Source organism: Inquilinus limosus (assembly GCF_051487185.1).
Taxonomy (GTDB): domain Bacteria; phylum Pseudomonadota; class Alphaproteobacteria; order DSM-16000; family Inquilinaceae; genus Inquilinus; species Inquilinus limosus_F.
In genome coordinates this window covers 1-18,264 of sequence record NZ_JAHVDK010000046.1, presented here as the reverse complement: position 1 = coordinate 18,264, position 18,264 = coordinate 1, and the positions used below count along the sequence as shown (strand labels likewise).

The following is an 18,264-nucleotide window of genomic DNA, read 5'->3' as shown; positions in this document are numbered from 1 at the left end:
GCCTGTTGCGGACGGGCGGCTCCGGCCCGCTTATCCGCCCGGCCGGCGCAGCAGCGACCGCTGCACCAGCATGGCGATGATGATGATGGCGCCCTGCACCGCGCCGATCAGGTATTCGCTGACCAGGTTGGACAGGGTCATGATGTTGCCGACGACCTCGAGAATCAGGGCGCCGCAGATCGTGCCCCAGATCCGCCCGACGCCGCCGCGCAGCGCGGTGCCGCCGACGACCACGGCGGTGATCGCCTGCAGCTCCCATAGCAGACCGGTGGTCGAGGTGGCGGAGCCAAGCCGCGGCACATAGACCAGCACCGCCACGGCGACGCAGACGCCCTGGATCACATAGGTCAGCGTGCGCACCCGGTCGACGGCGATGCCGGAATAGCGGGCGACATCCTCGTTCGACCCGACGGCGCGGACATGGCGGCCGAAGGCGGTTCGATACAGCACGAAGGCACCGAGCGCGCCGACGGCCAGGATCACCAGGATCGGCACCGGCACGCCGAACACCGTGCCGAAATAGACCGGCCGGTAGAGCGCCCGCAGATCCGACGCCTTCATCGCGATCGACCCGCCCTCGGCCAGCCAGATCAGGAGGCCGCGGAAGATGCCCATGGTGCCGAGGGTGACGATGAAGGGCTCGATCCGCCCGACCGTGGTGATCAGCCCGTTGCCCAGGCCGCACAGCGCGCCGAGCATGATCGCCGAGGCCATGGCCAGCGCGATCAGGCTGACCCCGTCGCCCAGCGGCACCGCGTTCATCAAGAGGATCATCGCACCGGCGACGAAGCCGGACATCGACCCGACCGACAGGTCCAGGCCCCCCGCAGTGATGACGAAGGTGGCGCCCACCGCGATGATGGCGATGAAGGCGCTGCGCGTGGCGACGTTCAGCAGGTTGTCGGCGCTGAGGAAGTTCGGGTTCAGCAGGGCGCCGACGATGATCAGTACCGCCAGCGCGAAGAAGGGTGCGGCGACGCGGATGTCGAAGCGAAGTCCGCGCGCGGCGGGTGTCGTTGTCGTGGTGCTCATGCCTCCCTCACCGGCACGTCTGCCGCTGTCATTACCCTCACGCCGGTGGCGTAGGTCACGATCTCGTGCTCCGTCATGGCGCCGCCCGTCACCTCGCCGACGATGCGGCCGGACCGCATCACCAGGATGCGGTGGCACAGGCCGATCAGCTCCTGCATCTCCGAAGAGATGACGATCACCGACTTGCCCTGGGCCGCCAGCTCGGCGACGAAGCGGTAGATCTGCTGCTTGGTGCCGATGTCGATGCCGCGGGTCGGCTCGTCGATCACCACGATCTCCGGCTCCAGCAGCATCATCTTGCCCAAGAGCAGCTTCTGCTGGTTGCCGCCGGACAGCTGCCCGGCCAGCAGGTCGCGGCGCCGGGTGCGCACGTCGAAGGCGACGATGGCGCGGTCCAGCTCCTCCCACTCCCTGGCCGTGTCGATCACCGGCCCTCGGGTGAAGCGCTTCAGCGCCGCCAGCGTCAGGTTGATCCGCAGGTCCTGCGCCAGCAAGAGGCCTTTGCCCTTGCGGTCCTCGCTCAGATAGACGATGCCCGCCGCCATGCTGTCGCGCACCGTGGCGAAGTGGACCGGTTTGCCGTCCCGCAGAACCTCGCCTTGGGCGGAGCGCAACCCCAGCACGCCCTCCAGCAGCTCGGTGCGGCCGGCGCCGACCAGCCCGGCGAAGCCCAGGATTTCGCCGCGCCGCAGGACGAAGGACGCGTCCTCGACATGGCGCGGCACGGTCATGCCCCGGACCTCCAGCACCGGGTCGCCGGCCGGGGCGTCGGTGCGCGGCGGATAGAGATTGGCCATGTCGCGGCCGACCATCATCCGCGCCATGTCGAGCGGCTCCAGCTCCGCGGCGGGGCGGGTGCCGACCAGCCTGCCGTCGCGCAGCACCGTCACCCGATCGGCGATCGCCTTCACCTCCGGCAGCCGGTGCGAGACGTAGAGCACGGCCACGCCCTTGGCCCGGATGTCGCGGATGACGCCGAGCAGCGCGTCGGTCTCATGCGAGGTCAGCGACGCCGTCGGCTCGTCGAAGATCACCACGCTGTGGGGCACCAGGAGGGCCCGGGCGATCTGCACCAGCTGGCGCTGCGCGATCGACAGCTGGGCGACGATGGCGGCCGGGTCGATCTCCGCCCCCAGCGACCGCACCGCCTCGGCCGCGCGGGCGTTCATGGCGCGGTCGTCGACGCTGAACCCACCGGGCAGGCCGCGCCGCAGCTCGCGTCCCAGGAACAGGTTCTCGGCGACCGTCAGATGCGGCGCCAGCAGGATCTCCTGATGCACCAGCACGATGCCGTGGCGCTCCGCATCCACCGGACCGGAGAAGCGGATCGGCGCGCCGTTCATGATGATAGTACCGGTGGTCGGCTCCAGATGGCCGGCCAGGATCTTCATCAGCGTCGACTTGCCGGCGCCGTTCTCGCCGATCACGGCGTGCACTTCGCCGGGCCGCAGGTCGAAGCCGACATCCTGCAGCACGGCGACGGTGCCGAAGGTCTTGCCGAGGCCCTGGATGGTGAGGAGCGGCCCGTCGGTCGGGGCAGGGGCGGGGGCGGCGGTCATGGCAGGTTGTCCCGGATGAAGATGTCGATCCGGATCCGCTCCTGGTCCGGCACGATCGGCTCGTCCTGCCGCAGCGCCAGCAGCACCCGGATGGTGCTCCGCGCCATATGGCCGGAATCCTGGTTGATGACGGCGTCGATGGTGCCGCGGATCAGGTGCCGGCGGGTGAACTCGGTCAGCTCATGGCCGATGAACACGACGTCGCGGGCGCGGCCAGTCGCCTCCAGCGCCGCGACCACGCCCTGCTGGCCGCCGCCGACATTGTAGAGGCCGACCAGGTCCGGGTTCTCGTCCAGGAGGGTGCGGGCGGCCGCCTCGACCCGGCCGGGATCGTCCCGGGCCTCGCGCAGCGGCAGCACCTCAAGGCGCGGATATTCGCGGGCGATCACCTGCTCGAAGCCGAACTGCCGCTCGATATGGTCGCGCAGCTGCAGCGAGCCTGCGATCAGCCCGACCTTGCCGCGGCGTGGGCCGAGGAATCGGCCCAGCAGGCTGGCCGCGGTGCGGCCGGCGGCGTGGTTGTCGAGGCCGACATAGTGTTGCCGCCTGGCGCCGGGCAGGTCGGAGACCAGCGTCACCACGGTGGTGCCGCGCGCCGCCAGGGCGTTCAGGGCCTCGGCCACCGCCGGATGGTCCAGCGCCACCACGGCGACGCCGTCGAGCTCCGCCGGCAGCTTCTCCAGCGCCTCGGCCAGCGCCTCGCCGTCGAAGACGTCGACCTGCAGGATGCTGATCGCCACCCGCTCGGCCTCGTAGCGGCGGGCGAGGGTGCGGAACTCGCGCTCCAGATTGTGCATGAAATGGTTGGTGCCGACCGGCAGCACCACGGTGAAGCGGAAGTCGCGGGCGCGGGACAGGCGCGAGGCCAGCCGGTCCGGCTCATAGTTCAGCCGTTCGACCGCTGCCTTCACGCGGTCGACCATGCGCGCATGGATGCCGGCACGCCCGTTCAGCACGCGATCGACGGTCGCGACGCTGACGCCGGCTTCCCGTGCGACGTCTTGCAGCGTCGTCCTGGCCACGGAAACCCCTCCCTGGATTGAAGGGATATCATCAAAATTTGAGGAAGGGAAATCAAACCGGGTGGTACTTCGGAAACCCGCCGTCATTGCGAGGAGGCGAAGCCGACGAAGCAATCCAGGGGCCGGTGCAAGCCGCCCTGGATTGCTTCGCTGCGCTCGCAATGACGAATCTTCCGGCTGGTCCCGTGCCGCTACCGCTGGACCAAACACCCGCGCAGGAAGATCTCGACCGCCTCGTCGACCCGGCGGTCGATCTCCTCCTGCGTCGGCAGCGGGGCGACGCCGAGCGTCGTGGCGCGCAGCGGCTCGGCGATCGCCATCGACAACAGCATTTGCGCCGTGCTCATGCTGTCCTCGAAACGCAGCACGCCGTGCCGGTGCTGCGTCTCCAGCCAGGCCGCCAGTGCCTCCGCGTTGCGCACCGGCCCGGCCTGGTAGAAGGCCTTCGCCATCTCCGGGAAGCGCAGGGCCTCGGCATGGACCAGGCGGTTCAGCGCCACCGTCTCCTCCGACAGCACCAGCCGTGCCAGCTCCTGCAGGAACTGGCGCAGCGCCTGCTCCGCCGCCGCCGGGTCGGGGCCGGCGTCGCGCCCGATCGGCGACCGCAGCGCTTCCGACCGCGCGTCGATCACCGCCTCCAGCAACCGCTCCTTCGTATCGACGAAGCGGTAGATCGTCTTCTTCGACACGCCGGCCGCCTGCGCCACCGCCTCCATGCTGGTGCCGCCGAAGCCCTGGGCCAGGAAGATCCGGGTCGCCGCAGCCAGGATCAGGCGCCTCGTCTCCTCGTCGCTGCGCAGCGGTGGACGGCCGCGCGGCCGTTTCGGCGTTTCCTGCATGTCTGGCCCCTCGGTCGCGCATTTGCGCAATCAACCTGCATCTCCCATCTTTCGCTGGAAACCGTCAAGTTTCCTAAATCGCCTCGACGATCCTGCCGCTCCTTGAAGACGGCCGGCGACCCGGCGGTTTCGGCTTTGGAGGGCAACAGCCATGACGCACCAGGTTCAGCCGGCCCAGCTCCGCACCGCGCCGGCGCCGGACGCCAGCGAGACCGTGCCGGCCGCGCCGGCGACGCCGCGCCGCCGCCTCGGGCGCAAGGCGCTGCTGCTGCCGCTCGGCGCCATCCTGCTGGCCGGTGCCGCCTGGTTCGGCTGGAACTGGTGGACCGTCGGCCGGTTCCAGGAATCGACCGACGATGCCTATGTGAAGGCGGATTCGACGATCATCGCGCCGAAGGTCTCCGGCTACATCGCCGAGGTCCTGGTCCAGGACAACCAGGCGGTGGCGGCGGGCCAGAAGCTGGCCCGGATCGACGACCGCGACTATGCCGTGGCGCTGGACCAGGCGAAGGCCGATGTCCTCGCCGCCCAGGCCGATGTCGCCAATGCCGACGCCGTGATCCAGCAGCAGGCGGCGGCGATCGACCAGGCCCGCGCCACCGTCGGGGTGGACCAGGCGGCGGTGACCTTCGCCCAGCAGCAATACGACCGCTACACGGCCCTGGCCAGGACCGGCAACGGCAGCGTCCAGCAGGCGCAGCAGGTCACCTCCAACCTGCAGTCGGCGACCGCGACGCTGCAGCGCGACCAGGCGGCGGTGATCGCGGCGGAGAAGCAGCTCGACGTGCTGCGCGCCCAGCTGGAGAAGGCGAAGGCCGCGCTCGCGGCCGACCAGGCGGCGCAGCGCCAGGCCGAGCTCAACCTCGGCTACACCACCATCACCGCGCCGGTGGCCGGCACGATCGGCAACCGCAGCCTGCGGGTCGGGCAGTACGTCCAGGCCGGCACCCAGCTGATGGCCGTGGTGCCGCTGGCCGAGACCTATGTCGTCGCCAATTTCAAGGAGACGCAGCTGACCGATGTCCATCCGGGCCAGCCGGTCGATATCTCGGTCGACACCTTCCCGGACGACAAGATCCACGGCCATGTCGACAGCCTGGCCCCGGCCAGCGGCCAGGAATTCGCCCTGCTGCCGCCGGACAACGCCACCGGCAACTTCACCAAGATCGTCCAGCGCATCCCGGTGAAGATCGTGCTCGACCGCGACGAGCCGCTGGCAGGCCAGCTGCGCCCCGGCATGTCGGTGATCGCGACGATCGATACCAAGGACGCCGCCGCAGCGCACTGAGCGCCGCGGCCGGAGAGCCAAATCCATGTCTTCCACCAGCGTCGCCGCCGGCGCCCCGCCGGCCGGGCCTGCCGCCGGCTCCGCCGACCGCGCCAGCCTGACCACCTGGATCGCCGTCTTCTCCGGCCTGCTCGGCGCCTTCATGGCGGTGCTGAACATCCAGATCACCAACGCCTCACTGCCGCAGATCGAGGGCGGTATCGGCACCGGCGTCGACAACGGCGCCTGGATCTCGACCTCATACCTGATCGGCGAGATCATCGTCATCCCGCTGACCGCCTATCTCAGCCAGGTCTTTTCCTTCCGCCGTTTCCTGCTGGCCAACACGGCGCTGTTCCTGGTGTTCTCAGTGGCCTGCGCCTTCGCCGCCAATCTCGGCGAGATGATCCTGCTGCGCGGCATCCAGGGCTTCACCGGCGGTGTGCTGATCCCGATGGCCTTCACGCTGGTGATGACCAAGCTGCCGCTGTCGCAGCGGCCGATGGGCATGGCGCTGTTCGCCATCACCGCCACCTTCGCGCCGGCGATCGGCCCGACCATAGGCGGCTGGCTGACCGACAATTACGGCTGGCAGTACATCTTCTACATCAACCTGGTGCCGGGCGGCTTCATGCTGGCCGGGCTGGCCGCGACGCTGGAGCGCGAGCCGATGCGCCTCTTCCTGCTGAAGGAGGGCGACTGGCTCGGCATCGGCACCATGGCGATCGGCCTGGCGGCGCTGCAGACGGTGCTGGAGGAGGGCAACAAGGACGACTGGTTCGGCTCGCCCTTCATCGTCCGGCTGACCGCGGTCGCCGTCGTCTTCCTGTCGCTGTTCCTGTGGATCGAGCTGAAGGTGGCGAAGAAGCCGGCGGTCGACCTGCGGCTGCTGCTGCGCCGCAATTTCGGCTTCGGCACCCTGGCCAACATCTTCCTCGGCTTCGCCCTCTATGGCAGTGCCTATCTCCTGCCGCAGTACCTGGCCCAGGTCCAGGGCTACGACTCGCAGCAGATCGGCCAAGTCATGGCCTGGACCGGCCTGCCGCAGCTGCTGATCATCCCGCTGGTGCCGATGCTGATGGGGCGGATGGACGCCCGCTGGCTGGTGGCCGGGGGGCTGCTGGTCTTCGCCGACAGCTGCTTCATGAACACCCACATGTCGCTGGTCTATGGCAGCGATCAACTGCTGGTGCCGAACATCGTCCGTGCGATCGGCCAGGCGGTGGTGATGGCGCCGCTCTCGGCCATCGCCATGGCCGGCATCGCCCGGCACGAATCCGCCGCGGCCTCGGGCCTGTTCAACATGCTGCGCAATCTCGGCGGCGCCTTCGGCACGGCGCTGCTCGGCACCATCGTGACCAAGCGCGAGCAGTACCACTCCAACATCATCGGCCAGTCGGTGACGCTGTTCCGGGAGGAGGTGCGGACCCGGATCGACCAGATGACCAGCTACTTCATGGCGCATGGCGTGGCCGACCCGGCCACCGCCAAGCACCAGGCGGTGATCGCCATCGGCAAGAGCGTGAAGGCACAGTCGTTGGTGATGGGCTTCAGCGACACCTTCGCCGTGCTCGGCATAATCCTGCTGGCCTCAGCCGCCTGCGTCTTCGTCATGCGCAAAGGCGCGGCTGCCGGCGGCGGGGCACACTGAGCAAATATCGCCGGCCTCACTTCATTGTCATCGCGAGCCCCGCAGGGGCGTGGCGATCCAGCGGCACGGACCCCTGGATCGCCACGGTGCTTCGCACCTCGCGATGACGGGTAGGGGGCGGCCCGTCAATTCACCAGCTTGCGGTACAGATGCCAGGTGGCGTGGCCGAGCACCGGCATGACCACGATCAGCCCGACGAAGAGCGGGATCGAACCGACGACGAGGCCGGCGGCGACGATCAGGCCCCAGGCCGCCATCGGGATCGGGTTCGCCGCCACGGCGCGGATCGAGGTCCAGATCGCGGTGTCGGCACCGACGTCGCGGTCGAGCAGCAACGGGAAGGACACCACGCCGATCGCCATCGCGATCACGGCGAAGACGAAGCCGACGCCGCAGCCGACGACGATCAGCGTCCAGCCGGCCGAGGTGCCGAACACGTCGCCGAGGAAGGCGCCGAGCGACTCGGGCTCGCCCGGGCCGAGCGTGTTGTTGTAGATGACCCAGGCCAGGAACATCCACAGCACGAAGATCGCCGCCAGGATCGCACCGACCAGCAGGATCACGCCGAAGCGGGGGGTGCGCAGCACGTCGAAGGCGGCGCCCCAGCTGGACGGTTGGCCCATCTCCCGCCGCCGGCTCATCTCGTACAAGCCGATCGCGGCGAAGGGGCCGATCAGGGCGAAGCCCGAGGCCAGCGGGAACAGGAGCGGAATCATGTCCTGCCCGACCATGGCCCGAGCCAGCACCAGGCCGACGACCGGGTAGATCAGGCAGAGATAGAGCACGTCGGTGCGGTAGTGGCCGAAATCCTCGAGGCCCTTGGCCAGGGCGTCGCGCAGATCGGCCAGGCCGATGCGGTGCACCGCCGGGGCCAGGGCATTCGGATTCTCCTCGGCGTGGAATACGGTCCGGCTGCCGGAACGCAGGGCGTGGCCGCCGAATTTGAGCTGGTCCGCTCCCCATTCCAGGGGGTTTCGGATGGTCATGTCCGTTCCTCCCGAACTTGGTTCGAGGGGGGCCTGCGTCGACCGTGGCACCGCGGCCTGGCGTGGCCGCCGGTCACGCTCGCCGCGACCCGCCATGGACCAAAGTATAACCTGGATGCGACATTCCGTCCCCTGTCATTCTCGACATGATTCTCGTCCGGAACGATTCGCAGCGGCGCCGGCCGCGTGCGCGGGCCTTGAAGCCCGCGGCCGAAAACCGGAGTATCGGGGCGGCGGCAACGCCCCCGATCCCAGCAGGAGGAAGCGGTGATGATGCGTTCGACCCTGATCGCGGCCCTGGCCCTCGCGGCCCTGACCATGAGCGCCCGGGCGGAGGGCGACCCGGCGGCGGGCGAGAAGGTGTTCCAGCAGTGCCGGGCCTGCCACCAGGTCGGCGAAACCGCCAAGAACGCCGTCGGGCCCAAGCTGAACGGGCTGTTCGGCCGCCATTCGGGCACGGTCGAGGGCTATAACTACTCCGAGGCCAACAAGAACTCCGGCATCGTCTGGGACGAGGCGGTGTTCCGCGAATACATCAAGAGCCCGCGGACCAAGATCCCCGGCACGAAGATGGCCTTCGTCGGCCTGAAGCAGGACAAGCAGATCGATGACCTGATCGCCTTCCTCAAGCAGTACGACGCCGACGGCAAGAAGAAGTGAGCCGGCAGGGCCGCCGGCTGCCGCCCGACATCGGTTGACAACCGAACGGCCCGCCCCGCATCATCGATTTACAGGCCAAGGCCGGACAAGTCTGATGCTACAAGGGTCGTCTTCGCGTCGACCGTGACGCGGGACGGCCAAGCCAGACGAAGAAGCCGGCCGGCCTCGACGAGTGTGAAGGCCGCCATCAATGAAGATGTGGCCACCATCAGGGGGAGACCGCCGCGCCGGCCACATGGGCCGGGGTGCAGGACGTCCCCGCGCTGTGCCGCATCCCACCCGAAAACCGACCCCAGCTCCGATCCCGGCCCTCTCGTCCATGCAACCGCATCAAGACGGGGATGACCGGAGATGAAGACTGCGCTCGTCCTGGTTCTGGTCGCCGTCGGCTCGGTGGTGTTCCACATGCTGAGCCCGTGGTGGTGGACGCCGATCGCCTCGAACTGGCACTACATCGACGGCACCATCGAGATCACCTTCTGGATCACGGGCGTCGTGTTCACCGCGATCGTCCTGTTCATCGCCTATTGCGTCTGGCGCTTCCGTCACCGCGAGGGCAGCGTCGCCGACTACAAGCCGGAGAACAAGCGGCTGGAGGGCTGGCTGACCATCGCCACCGCGGTCGGCGTCATCGCCATGCTGGCGCCCGGCCTCGTGGTCTGGGCCCAGTTCGTCACTGTGCCGGACGATGCGGCCGAGGTCGAGGTGCTGGGCCAGCAATGGCAATGGGCTTACCGGCTGCCTGGTCAGGACGGCAAGCTGGGCACCGCCTCGACCGAGGCGGTGACGCCGGAAAACCCATTCGGCATCCATGCCGACGATGCTGCTGGCCAGGACGACGTGCTGATCCAGGGCGGCGACCTGCACCTGCCGATCGACAAGCCGGTCAAGATCCTGCTGCGCGCCACCGACGTGCTGCACGACTTCTACGTGCCCCAGTTCCGGGCGAAGATGGACATGATCCCGGGCTCGGTCACCTATTACTGGTTCACGCCGACCCGGACCGGCAGCTTCGAGGTGCTGTGCGCCGAGCTGTGCGGCGTCGGCCATCCCTATATGCGCGGCTTCGTCGTGGTCGACTCCCAGGCCGACTACGACGCCTGGCTGGCGCAGCAGACGACCTTTTCCCAGGTCTCGGCCGCGTCGCCGCCGCGGACCAGCGAGGTGGCCGCCGCGAACTGATCCGGCCCCCGCAAAGGGGAGGGGGCCGCTGAGGAGGGAGTATCGTACGGCTGGGCCGATCCCCGTCGAGCCCGGCCGGGGAGGAAGCAGGAGGACACGCCCATGGTGGACGTCATCCGCGAACCCATTGAGCCCGTTCCGCCGGCCGAGGTGCCGGATGTCGAGCTGTACCATCCGAAGAGCTGGCTCACGACCTGGGTGTTCTCGCAGGACGCCAAGGTCATCGCCATCCAGTATGCCGGAACGGCGCTGGCGATCGGCTTCGTCGCGCTGGTCCTGTCCTGGATGATGCGGCTGCAGCTCGCTTTCCCCGAGGTCTTCCCGTTCATCGACGCCAACGGCTACTACCAGTTCATCACCATGCACGGCATGATCATGGTGATCTACCTGCTGACGGCGCTGTTCCTGGGCGGCTTCGGCAACTACCTGATCCCGCTGATGCTCGGCGCGCGGGACATGGTGTTCCCCTATGTCAACATGCTGAGCTACTGGGTCTATCTGCTGGCCGTGCTGGTGCTGGTGGCGAGCTTCTTCGTCCCCGGCGGGCCGACCGGGGCCGGCTGGACCCTGTACCCGCCGCAGGCGATCCTGTCCGGCACGCCGGGCGGCCGCGACCTGGGCATCATCCTGATGCTGGCGTCGCTGATCCTGTTCATCATCGGCTTCACCATGGGTGGGCTGAACTACGTCGTCACCGTGCTGCAGGGACGCACGCGCGGCATGACGCTGATGCGGATGCCGCTGACGGTGTGGGGCATCTTCACCGCCACGATCATGGCCCTCTTGGCCTTCCCGGCGCTGTTCGTCGCCTGCGTGATGATGCTGATCGACCGGCTGCTCGGCACCAGCTTCTTCATGCCGGCCCTGGTCGAGATGGGCGAGCAGCTGAAATACGGCGGCGGCAGCCCGATCCTGTTCCAGCACCTGTTCTGGTTCTTCGGCCATCCGGAGGTCTACATCGTCGCCCTGCCGGCTTTCGGCATCGTCTCCGACCTGATCAGCACCCACGCCCGCAAGAACATCTTCGGCTACCGCATGATGGTGTGGGCGATCGTCGCCATCGGCGCCCTCAGCTTCGTGGTCTGGGCGCACCACATGTATGTCAGCGGCATGCACCCGTATTTCGGGTTCTTCTTCGCCACCACGACGCTGATCATCGCCATCCCGACGGCGATCAAGGTCTACAACTGGATCCTGACGCTGTGGCGCGGCGACATCCATCTGACGACGCCGATGCTGTTCGCCATCGCCTTCATCATCACCTTCGTCAATGGCGGGCTGACCGGGCTGTTCCTCGGCAATGTCGTGGTCGACGTGCCGCTGTCCGACACCATGTTCGTGGTCGCCCATTTCCACATGGTGATGGGGGTGGCGCCGATCTTCGTGATCTTCGGCGCGATCTACCACTGGTACCCGAAGATCACCGGGCGGATGCTCGACGACACGATGGGCAAGATCCATTTCTGGGTCAGCTTCATCGGCGCCTACGCGATCTTCTTCCCGATGCACTATATCGGCCTGATCGGGGTGCCGCGGCGCTACTACGAGCTCGGCGAGACCGCCTTCGTCCCGGCCTCGGCCCATGATCTGAACGTCTTCATCACCCTCGCGGCGCTGACCGTCGGCGCAGCCCAGCTGCTGTTCCTGTTCAACCTGATCTGGAGCCTGCGGCACGGCCGCGAGGCCGGCGGCAATCCGTGGCGGGCGACGACGCTGGAATGGCAGACGCCGACCACCCCGCCGCCGCACGGCAATTGGGGCCGCGAGGTGCCGGTGGTCTATCGCTGGGCCTATGACTACAGCGTGCCGGGGGCGGCGCAGGATTTCCTGCCGCAGAACATGCCCCGGACCACGCCGTCGGGCTGAGGGCGCCGGCCATGATCGTCGTCACCCTGTTCATGCTGGCGGTCGGCGCCGTCGCCCTGTGGTGGCTGGCGCGCCAGGGGCTGACGGCGAAGCCGTGGCTGGAGGAGAGCACGGCCGGCAACGTGCCGGCCACCGGCGCCTCGCCGCAGCCCACCGCCAAGATCGGCCTCGGCGTGTTCCTGACCGTCGCCGGGGCGCTGTTCGCGCTGATGATCAGCGCCTATGCCATGCGCATGGCGATGCCCGACTGGCGGTCGCTGCCGGTGCCGGCGCTGCTGTGGGTCAACACCGCGGCCCTCGTGGCCAGCAGCGCCGCCCTGCAATGCGCCCAGGGCGCCGCCCGGCGCCACGACCTGGCCGATGTCCGCACCGGCCTCCTGGCCGGCGGCGCGGCGGCGCTGGTGTTCCTGGTCGGGCAGTTGCTGGCCTGGCAGCAGCTGCATCTGATGGGCTATTTCCTGGCCACCAACCCGGCCAATTCCTTCTTCTACCTGGTCACCGCGGTGCACGGCGTGCATGTGCTGGGCGGCCTTGTCGCCCTGGGCCGCACCGGCGCCCGGGCCTGGCGCGGCGACCGGCCGGAGCGGCTGCGGCTCAGTGTCGAGCTGTGCACGCTGTACTGGCATTTCCTGCTGCTGGTCTGGCTGATCCTGCTCGCCCTCCTGACCGGCTGGGCGGGCCGCTTCGCCGAGATCTGCCAGCGATTGCTGAGCTAGGGGAGGTCCACGCGATGGCCGAGTCGCATCTGGCCGAGCCGCATCTGGCAGCATCATCGATCGCACGCCCCAAGGGGTGGCAGGGCGTCGCCGCCGACTGGTCGTCCGACCAGCGCGCCTTCAAGAGCGCGTCCTGGGGCAAGGCGATGATGTGGATCTTCCTGCTCAGCGACACCTTCGTCTTCGGCTGCTTCCTGCTGTCCTACATGACGGTGCGGATGTCGACCACCGAACCCTGGCCGAACCCGAGCGAGGTGTTCGCGCTGACCATCGGCGGGGAATCGGTGCCGCTGATCCTGATCGCGATCATGACCTTCGTCCTGATCAGCAGCAGCGGCACCATGGCCATGGCGGTCAATTACGGTTATCGCCGCGACCGGGTGAAGACGGCGGTGCTGATGCTGGTGACCGCGGCCTTCGGCGCCACCTTCGTCGGCATGCAGGCCTTCGAGTGGAGCAAGCTGATCCATGAAGGGGTGCGGCCCTGGGGCAATCCCTGGGGCGCGCCGCAATTCGGCTCCTCCTTCTTCATGATCACCGGCTTCCACGGCACCCATGTCACCATCGGGGTCATTTTCCTGCTGATCATCGCCCGCAAGGTGCTGCGCGGCGACTTCGACACGGGCAAGCGCGGCTTCTTCACCAGCCGCCGGGGCCATTACGAGATCGTCGAGATCACCGGCCTGTACTGGCACTTCGTCGATCTGGTCTGGGTGTTCATCTTCGCGCTGTTCTATCTGTGGTGAGGGACGGGGCCATGGCACACGCGGCACATGTCGAGGAAACCCACGGGCAGACGCCCGCCGTCGCCCATGCCGAGGGCCAGCAGCACCCGATCAGGCTCTACCTGGTGGTCTGGGGCTGGCTGTTCGTGCTCAGCCTCTGCTCCTACCTGGTCGACTACTTCGCGCTGCAGGGCCTGCTGCGCTGGAGCCTGATCCTGTTGTTCATGATGCTGAAGGCGGGGCTGATCGTCGCCGTGTTCATGCACATGGCCTGGGAGCGGCTGGCCCTGATCTACGCCATCCTGGTGCCGCCCGGGGTGCTGCTGGTCTTCGTCGCCATCATGGTGTTCGAGTCCGACTACACGCTCTTGAGCCGGGTGCTGTTCATGGGCGGCGGGCGGTAGGAGAGGGCATCCTCCCTCAACCCCTGAACACCCCATCCGCGATCTCCCGGATCAGCTCCGGCAGCACCTGGAAGGCGTAGGGGCGGTGGATGCGCTCCAGCGGCGTGTGGTAGTCGCGGCCCCAGGGGCCGGCGTTGACGATCGGGATCTGCGCCAGGGCCGGGCCGTCCGGCCAGGGCAGGCCGGCACCCCAGGCCGGGGTGTCGGCGGCGATGGCGGCGACCGAGCCTTCGTCGCCCCGGCCGAGGAAGCTCATGTCGGAGATGCCGGGGAACCAGGGCTCGAGCCCGATCGTGGTGCCATGGCGGGCGGCGATCTTGGCGGCGGCGTCGCGCACCGCCCGCCGCAGCCGCTGCCCGGCCTCATCCTCGCCCAGCGACACCGGCAGATAGGGCATCGAGGCGAGGCCCAGCACCACCGCGGGACCGCTGCGGCCGCTCAACCGCCACAGGGCCTCGGTGATCCGCCGGCACTGCTCCGGCAGGTCGAGCCCGGCCGCCGCCACCTCCGCCGCCACCCTGGCGAGCACCGCTTCGGCTTCGGGCGAGCGCGCCAGCACCTCCTGCCGCAGCTCGGCGAAGCGCAGCACCGGCACCTCCGGCACATCGGCCCCGCCGCGCCGGCGCAGCTGCGCCGCGACGCCGGCGACCGCGTCCTCGACCAGCCGGGCGAAGGGCGCCATCACCTCTTCCGGGCCGCGCCGGTACAGCGCGGTGTTCCAGAACATCCAGACGGTGCCGGGCGTGGTGACGTCGTAGCCGGCCTTGCCGTCCTTCATGCCCAGCAGCGTCGCCGGCGTGCCGGAGGCGTTGCCCAGGCTCTCGGTCAGCTCCGGCGCCCATTCCACCGCGGCGGCGATGGCGCCGGCCAGGGCGGCGGCGCCGACTCCGCGGATGGTGTCGGCGGCATGCACCGCCCGGCCGATCACGAGCGCGCTCGGCAGCAGCTTGCCGACGCTGCCCAGCGCCACCGAGCGGCCGAAGCGGCCGTCGCTGGTGTCGCCCAGGCAGTCGAGATTGATCGCGGCGTCGAGGCTGAGGCCCAGCCGCTCCGCCAGGCCGGGCAGGGCGTGGGCGGCGCTGCGGGCGCCGGCGGAGTTGACCTCCTCGTCCGGCACAGCGAGGAACAGCAGGTTGCCGTCGCGCTCCGGCTCCGCGGCCGCCGCCTCCAGCACCGCGAGACCGGCGGCGAGGCCGCCCTTCATGTCGAGCAAGCCGCGCCCGGGCAGGAAGTCCGGCCCGGACAGGTCCTCAAGTGCCAGCCGTTCCGCCTCGCCGTTCGCACCTTGCCGCAGCCGGGCCAGCAGGGCGTCCTTCAGCCGCTCCGGCTCGGTCGCCAGCGGCTGCAGCTCGCCGTAATCGGCGGTCGTCACCGTGTCGAAATGGCCGGTCAGCACCACGGTGCGCGGGCCGCGGCCGCGTAGCAGCGCGGCGACGCTGGCGCGGCCCAGCCGGTCGCCAGCCGGGATGGTCCAGACATCCTCCGGCCGGTCGCGGAAGGCCGGGCTGGCGCGCAGCAGGCCGCACAGCGCCTCGGCGAAGGCGACCTCGTCGGCCGTGCCGGTGACGCTGGGGATGCGGGTGAGGGTCAGCGCCCAGTGCTCGGCGCGGGCGGCGAGATCGGTCATGATCGGGGCGTCCTTCGCCTCAGCCCTTGCCGGCGAAGGCGTTGAAGGTGATCAGCGTCATCGTGTCCTTGACATGCGGCAGGGCGTGGATGCGGCTGTTGACGAAGCGGCCGACATCCATGCTCTCCGGCAGGTAGCATTTGACCATCAGGTCGTACTGGCCGGAGATCGAGTAGATCTCCGACACCTCCTCGATCTCGTCCACCGCATGCTCGGCCGTGTCATAGGCGCGGCCCAGCTCGCATTTCACCATGATGAAGATCGGACGCATCCCGCGGCCTCCGTGACTCGGGTTCGGCCGATCCTAGCCCGGTCGCGGCGCGAGGTCATGCCGGGGATGGCCCCGCTGCAAGAAAGGCTTCCGACCATAATTCTGGCACAGTTCATAAAATAATATGTGACCGCGGCGCACCGCTGGCCGCAATTTGACCATGCGATCCCCGGAGAGGATCCGGCCGCCAGAGAAGAGTGTCGAGATAACAATATCCGTTCTTGATCCGATTGAGTGCGGCGGGATCAAGGGCAAAACGCCGCTGTGAGCAATAGAGAACCAATCTGGCCACGATCTCGTATCGCGGCTCTTTGGCATAGTCCGGCGGTAAGCATTTGCTGACACGACATTTGAACAGGAGGGGATCATGGCCACGGTCACCTATTCATGGGCCGCTGAGGTTTTGGGTTTCATCTTGAATGGACAGACGCTCGGCAATCAGTCGGATGTCGCCATCACCGCGACCGCCGACGGGGGCTATCTGGGGGCCTGGAGCGTCGGCAGCGCCTTTGTCCGCGGCCGATACGTCGATGCCGACGGCACGCCGGGCGCAGAACACGACCTCAATACCACGCTGACCGGCAACCAGTTCGACGCCAGCATGGCGCTGCTGGGCAATGGCCACAACGTCGTGACCTTCACCGACAGCAGTTCGGGCACCGATACGGTTCGGGTCCGGATCCTCGGCGACGGCGCCCCGTTCCTGGATTTCGCGGTGCCTGCCAATGAAAAGCCTCTGCGGGAATCCGACGTCACGGCGCTAGGGTCCGGCGGCTTCGCCGTGGCCTACACCCGCGACTACGGTTCCGGCGACACCGATCTCCTGGTCCAGCGATACGAGGCGGATGGCGACGAGATCGGCGGGCCGATCTCCGTCGACGGCCAGTTCGGCGTCGCCACCGACCATGCCTCGGTCGCCGGCCTCGCCTCCGGCGGATTCGTCGTGGCCTGGGAACAGTCCGCGGCCGCCGGCGGCGACCATTCGGTCTGGTTCCAGCTCTACAACGCATCGGGTATTCCCGTAACGGCCGCGGGCGACGCACCCGGCAGCCATCACCTGATCGACAACACTGGCTCGTTCAACCGGGACGTCCAGGTCGCCGCCCTGCCGGATGGCGGCTTCGTCGTCGCCTATGTCGACAATGGCTGGATCGGCGCCGACAACACCGAGATCACGGCGCGCGTCTACAATGCCGACGGAACGGCGCGCAGCGGCTATATCTGGGTCAACACCGACATCGCGGGCGCTCAACTGCGTCCGACAGTGACCGTCCTGTCCAACGGCTTCTTCGTGGTCGGCTGGCAGGACAACGGCGTTTTCTACTATCAGGCCTATGACCCGAGTGGCGCCGCCGCCGGCGCCAATTACTCAGCCAGCAATGCCGTCCTCGAAGGCGAGATCCTGGGCCTGGCTGGCGGCGTGGTGGCCAGCGTGAGTCAGAGTAGCAAAACCGACGGCGACGGCGGTTCGGTCCACAGCTCGATCGACGAGCTGATCCGCACCACCACCGGCACGGCGGGGGACGACACCCTGACCGGCGATTCCCTGCGCGACGTCATGATGGGCGGTGTCGGCGACGACACTCTCGATGGTGACATCGGCAACGACACGCTCTCCGGCGGCATCGACGACGACATCCTCCGCGGCGGGGCCGGGGCCGATGCGCTCGACGGCGGCGTCGGTACCGACACCGCCAGCTACGTCACCGGCGCGGTCGGGGTCACGGTGAACCTGACGGCCGGCACCGGCAGCGGCGGCGATGCCCAGGGCGACACGCTGGCCGGCATCGAGAACCTCTCCGGCAGCCAGGGCCACGACACCCTGATCGGGACCAGCGGCGCCAATGCGCTGCAGGGCTGGAACGGCAACGACCTGCTCCGCGGCGGGGCCGGGGCCGATGTGCTGGACGGCGGCGCCGGCATCGATATCGCCACCTATCACACTGGCCTGACCGGGGTCGTGGTCAGCCTCGTCACCGGCATCGGCGCCGGCGGCGACGCCGCGGGCGACACGCTGACCAGCATCGAGAACCTTCTCGGCAGCCAGGGCAATGACAGCCTGGTCGGGAACACCGGCGACAACGTGCTTCAAGGCCTGAACGGCAATGACGTGCTCACCGGGGCCGGCGGGAAGGACACGCTGATCGGCGGCGCCGGGGCCGACCGCTTCGTCTATGGCAGCGCGGCGCAGAGCCCGGTCGGGGCTGGCGCCGACCGGATCACCGATTTCAGCCAGGCCCAGGGCGACAGGATCGACCTGGCGGCCGTCGACGCCAGCACACTGGCCGGCGGCAACCAGGCCTTCACCTTCATCGGCACGGCGACCTTTACCGGTGTCGCGGGGCAGCTGCGCTTCGCCGTGGGCGGCGGCCTCACCACCATCGCCGGCGACGTCAACGGCGACGGCACCGCAGACTTCCACATCCAGCTGACGGGCAGCATCGCCCTGGTGGCGGG

15 protein-coding genes and 1 pseudogene are annotated in these 18,264 nt (G+C 68.6%); 9 read left to right on the top strand and 7 right to left on the bottom strand.

Annotation, left to right across the window (positions count from 1 at the left end):
• Window positions 1–30: 30 nt before the first annotated feature.
• The 4 genes from KXR53_RS33685 to KXR53_RS33670 all read right to left on the bottom strand — a co-directional run bounded on the left by KXR53_RS33685 (window position 31) and on the right by KXR53_RS33670 (window position 4,452).
• A complete protein-coding gene (locus tag KXR53_RS33685; protein ID WP_437380003.1) occupies window positions 31–1,032 on the bottom strand; it encodes an ABC transporter permease in 1,002 nt (333 codons plus the stop codon).
• Window positions 1,029–2,591 carry a sugar ABC transporter ATP-binding protein gene (locus KXR53_RS33680; protein WP_437380002.1) on the bottom strand — a complete coding sequence of 521 codons (1,563 nt, stop codon included), beginning with the start codon at window positions 2,589–2,591 and terminating at the stop codon, window positions 1,029–1,031. The genes KXR53_RS33685 and KXR53_RS33680 overlap by 4 nt, the downstream gene beginning before the upstream one ends.
• Window positions 2,588–3,613, bottom strand: coding sequence for a LacI family DNA-binding transcriptional regulator (locus tag KXR53_RS33675; protein ID WP_437380001.1), 1,026 nt, complete (start codon window positions 3,611–3,613; stop codon window positions 2,588–2,590). The genes KXR53_RS33680 and KXR53_RS33675 overlap by 4 nt, the downstream gene beginning before the upstream one ends.
• Window positions 3,614–3,804: 191 nt before the next feature.
• A complete protein-coding gene (locus KXR53_RS33670) occupies window positions 3,805–4,452 on the bottom strand; it encodes a TetR/AcrR family transcriptional regulator (RefSeq protein ID WP_437380000.1) in 648 nt (215 codons plus the stop codon).
• A gap of 151 nt (window positions 4,453–4,603) precedes the next feature.
• Between KXR53_RS33670 and KXR53_RS33665 the strand changes: the two genes are divergently transcribed.
• Both KXR53_RS33665 and KXR53_RS33660 read left to right on the top strand, forming a co-directional pair.
• Window positions 4,604–5,740 carry an HlyD family secretion protein gene (locus KXR53_RS33665; protein ID WP_437379999.1) on the top strand — a complete coding sequence of 379 codons (1,137 nt, stop codon included), beginning with the start codon at window positions 4,604–4,606 and terminating at the stop codon, window positions 5,738–5,740.
• A 25-nt stretch (window positions 5,741–5,765) separates the two neighbouring features.
• Window positions 5,766–7,370 carry an MDR family MFS transporter gene (locus KXR53_RS33660; RefSeq protein ID WP_437379998.1) on the top strand — a complete coding sequence of 535 codons (1,605 nt, stop codon included), beginning with the start codon at window positions 5,766–5,768 and terminating at the stop codon, window positions 7,368–7,370.
• A gap of 125 nt (window positions 7,371–7,495) precedes the next feature.
• Here KXR53_RS33660 and KXR53_RS33655 read toward each other — a convergent pair whose 3' ends face one another.
• Window positions 7,496–8,356, bottom strand: a complete 861-nt coding sequence (locus KXR53_RS33655) for a DUF2189 domain-containing protein (protein WP_437379997.1) — start codon at window positions 8,354–8,356, stop codon at window positions 7,496–7,498.
• A 270-nt stretch (window positions 8,357–8,626) separates the two neighbouring features.
• Here KXR53_RS33655 and KXR53_RS33650 point away from each other — a divergent pair, with 270 nt between their 5' ends.
• The 6 genes from KXR53_RS33650 (at window position 8,627) to KXR53_RS33625 (ending at window position 13,909) form a co-directional block, all read left to right on the top strand.
• The gene (locus tag KXR53_RS33650) at window positions 8,627–9,016 is read left to right on the top strand and encodes a c-type cytochrome (RefSeq protein ID WP_437379996.1); all 390 of its coding nucleotides are present in this window, start codon (window positions 8,627–8,629) and stop codon (window positions 9,014–9,016) included.
• A gap of 351 nt (window positions 9,017–9,367) precedes the next feature.
• Window positions 9,368–10,198, top strand: coding sequence for a cytochrome c oxidase subunit II (locus KXR53_RS33645; protein ID WP_437379995.1), 831 nt, complete (start codon window positions 9,368–9,370; stop codon window positions 10,196–10,198).
• Between the two features lie 102 nt (window positions 10,199–10,300).
• Window positions 10,301–12,064 carry a cytochrome c oxidase subunit I gene (ctaD, locus tag KXR53_RS33640; protein ID WP_437379994.1) on the top strand — a complete coding sequence of 588 codons (1,764 nt, stop codon included), beginning with the start codon at window positions 10,301–10,303 and terminating at the stop codon, window positions 12,062–12,064.
• Window positions 12,065–12,075: 11 nt separating this feature from the next.
• Complete coding sequence (locus tag KXR53_RS33635; RefSeq protein WP_437379993.1) at window positions 12,076–12,780, top strand: cytochrome c oxidase subunit 3; 705 nt, start codon at window positions 12,076–12,078, stop codon at window positions 12,778–12,780.
• Window positions 12,781–12,794: 14 nt separating this feature from the next.
• Window positions 12,795–13,526 (top strand): heme-copper oxidase subunit III family protein, encoded by a 732-nt coding sequence (locus KXR53_RS33630; RefSeq protein WP_437379992.1) that lies wholly within the window; start codon window positions 12,795–12,797, stop codon window positions 13,524–13,526.
• Window positions 13,527–13,537: 11 nt separating this feature from the next.
• Complete coding sequence (locus KXR53_RS33625) at window positions 13,538–13,909, top strand: cytochrome C oxidase subunit IV family protein (RefSeq protein ID WP_437379991.1); 372 nt, start codon at window positions 13,538–13,540, stop codon at window positions 13,907–13,909.
• A gap of 16 nt (window positions 13,910–13,925) precedes the next feature.
• Here the strand turns inward: KXR53_RS33625 and KXR53_RS33620 are convergent, their stop codons facing one another.
• Together KXR53_RS33620 and KXR53_RS33615 are read right to left on the bottom strand one after the other, a co-directional pair.
• On the bottom strand, window positions 13,926–15,536 hold the full coding sequence (locus tag KXR53_RS33620) for a M20/M25/M40 family metallo-hydrolase (RefSeq protein ID WP_437379990.1): 1,611 nt from the start codon (window positions 15,534–15,536) through the stop codon (window positions 13,926–13,928).
• Window positions 15,537–15,555: 19 nt separating this feature from the next.
• On the bottom strand, window positions 15,556–15,807 hold the full coding sequence (locus KXR53_RS33615) for an Lrp/AsnC ligand binding domain-containing protein (RefSeq protein ID WP_026871221.1): 252 nt from the start codon (window positions 15,805–15,807) through the stop codon (window positions 15,556–15,558).
• Window positions 15,808–16,174: 367 nt separating this feature from the next.
• Here KXR53_RS33615 and KXR53_RS33610 point away from each other — a divergent pair.
• A pseudogene (locus tag KXR53_RS33610) lies at window positions 16,175–18,264 on the top strand (hypothetical protein); the annotation flags it as partial.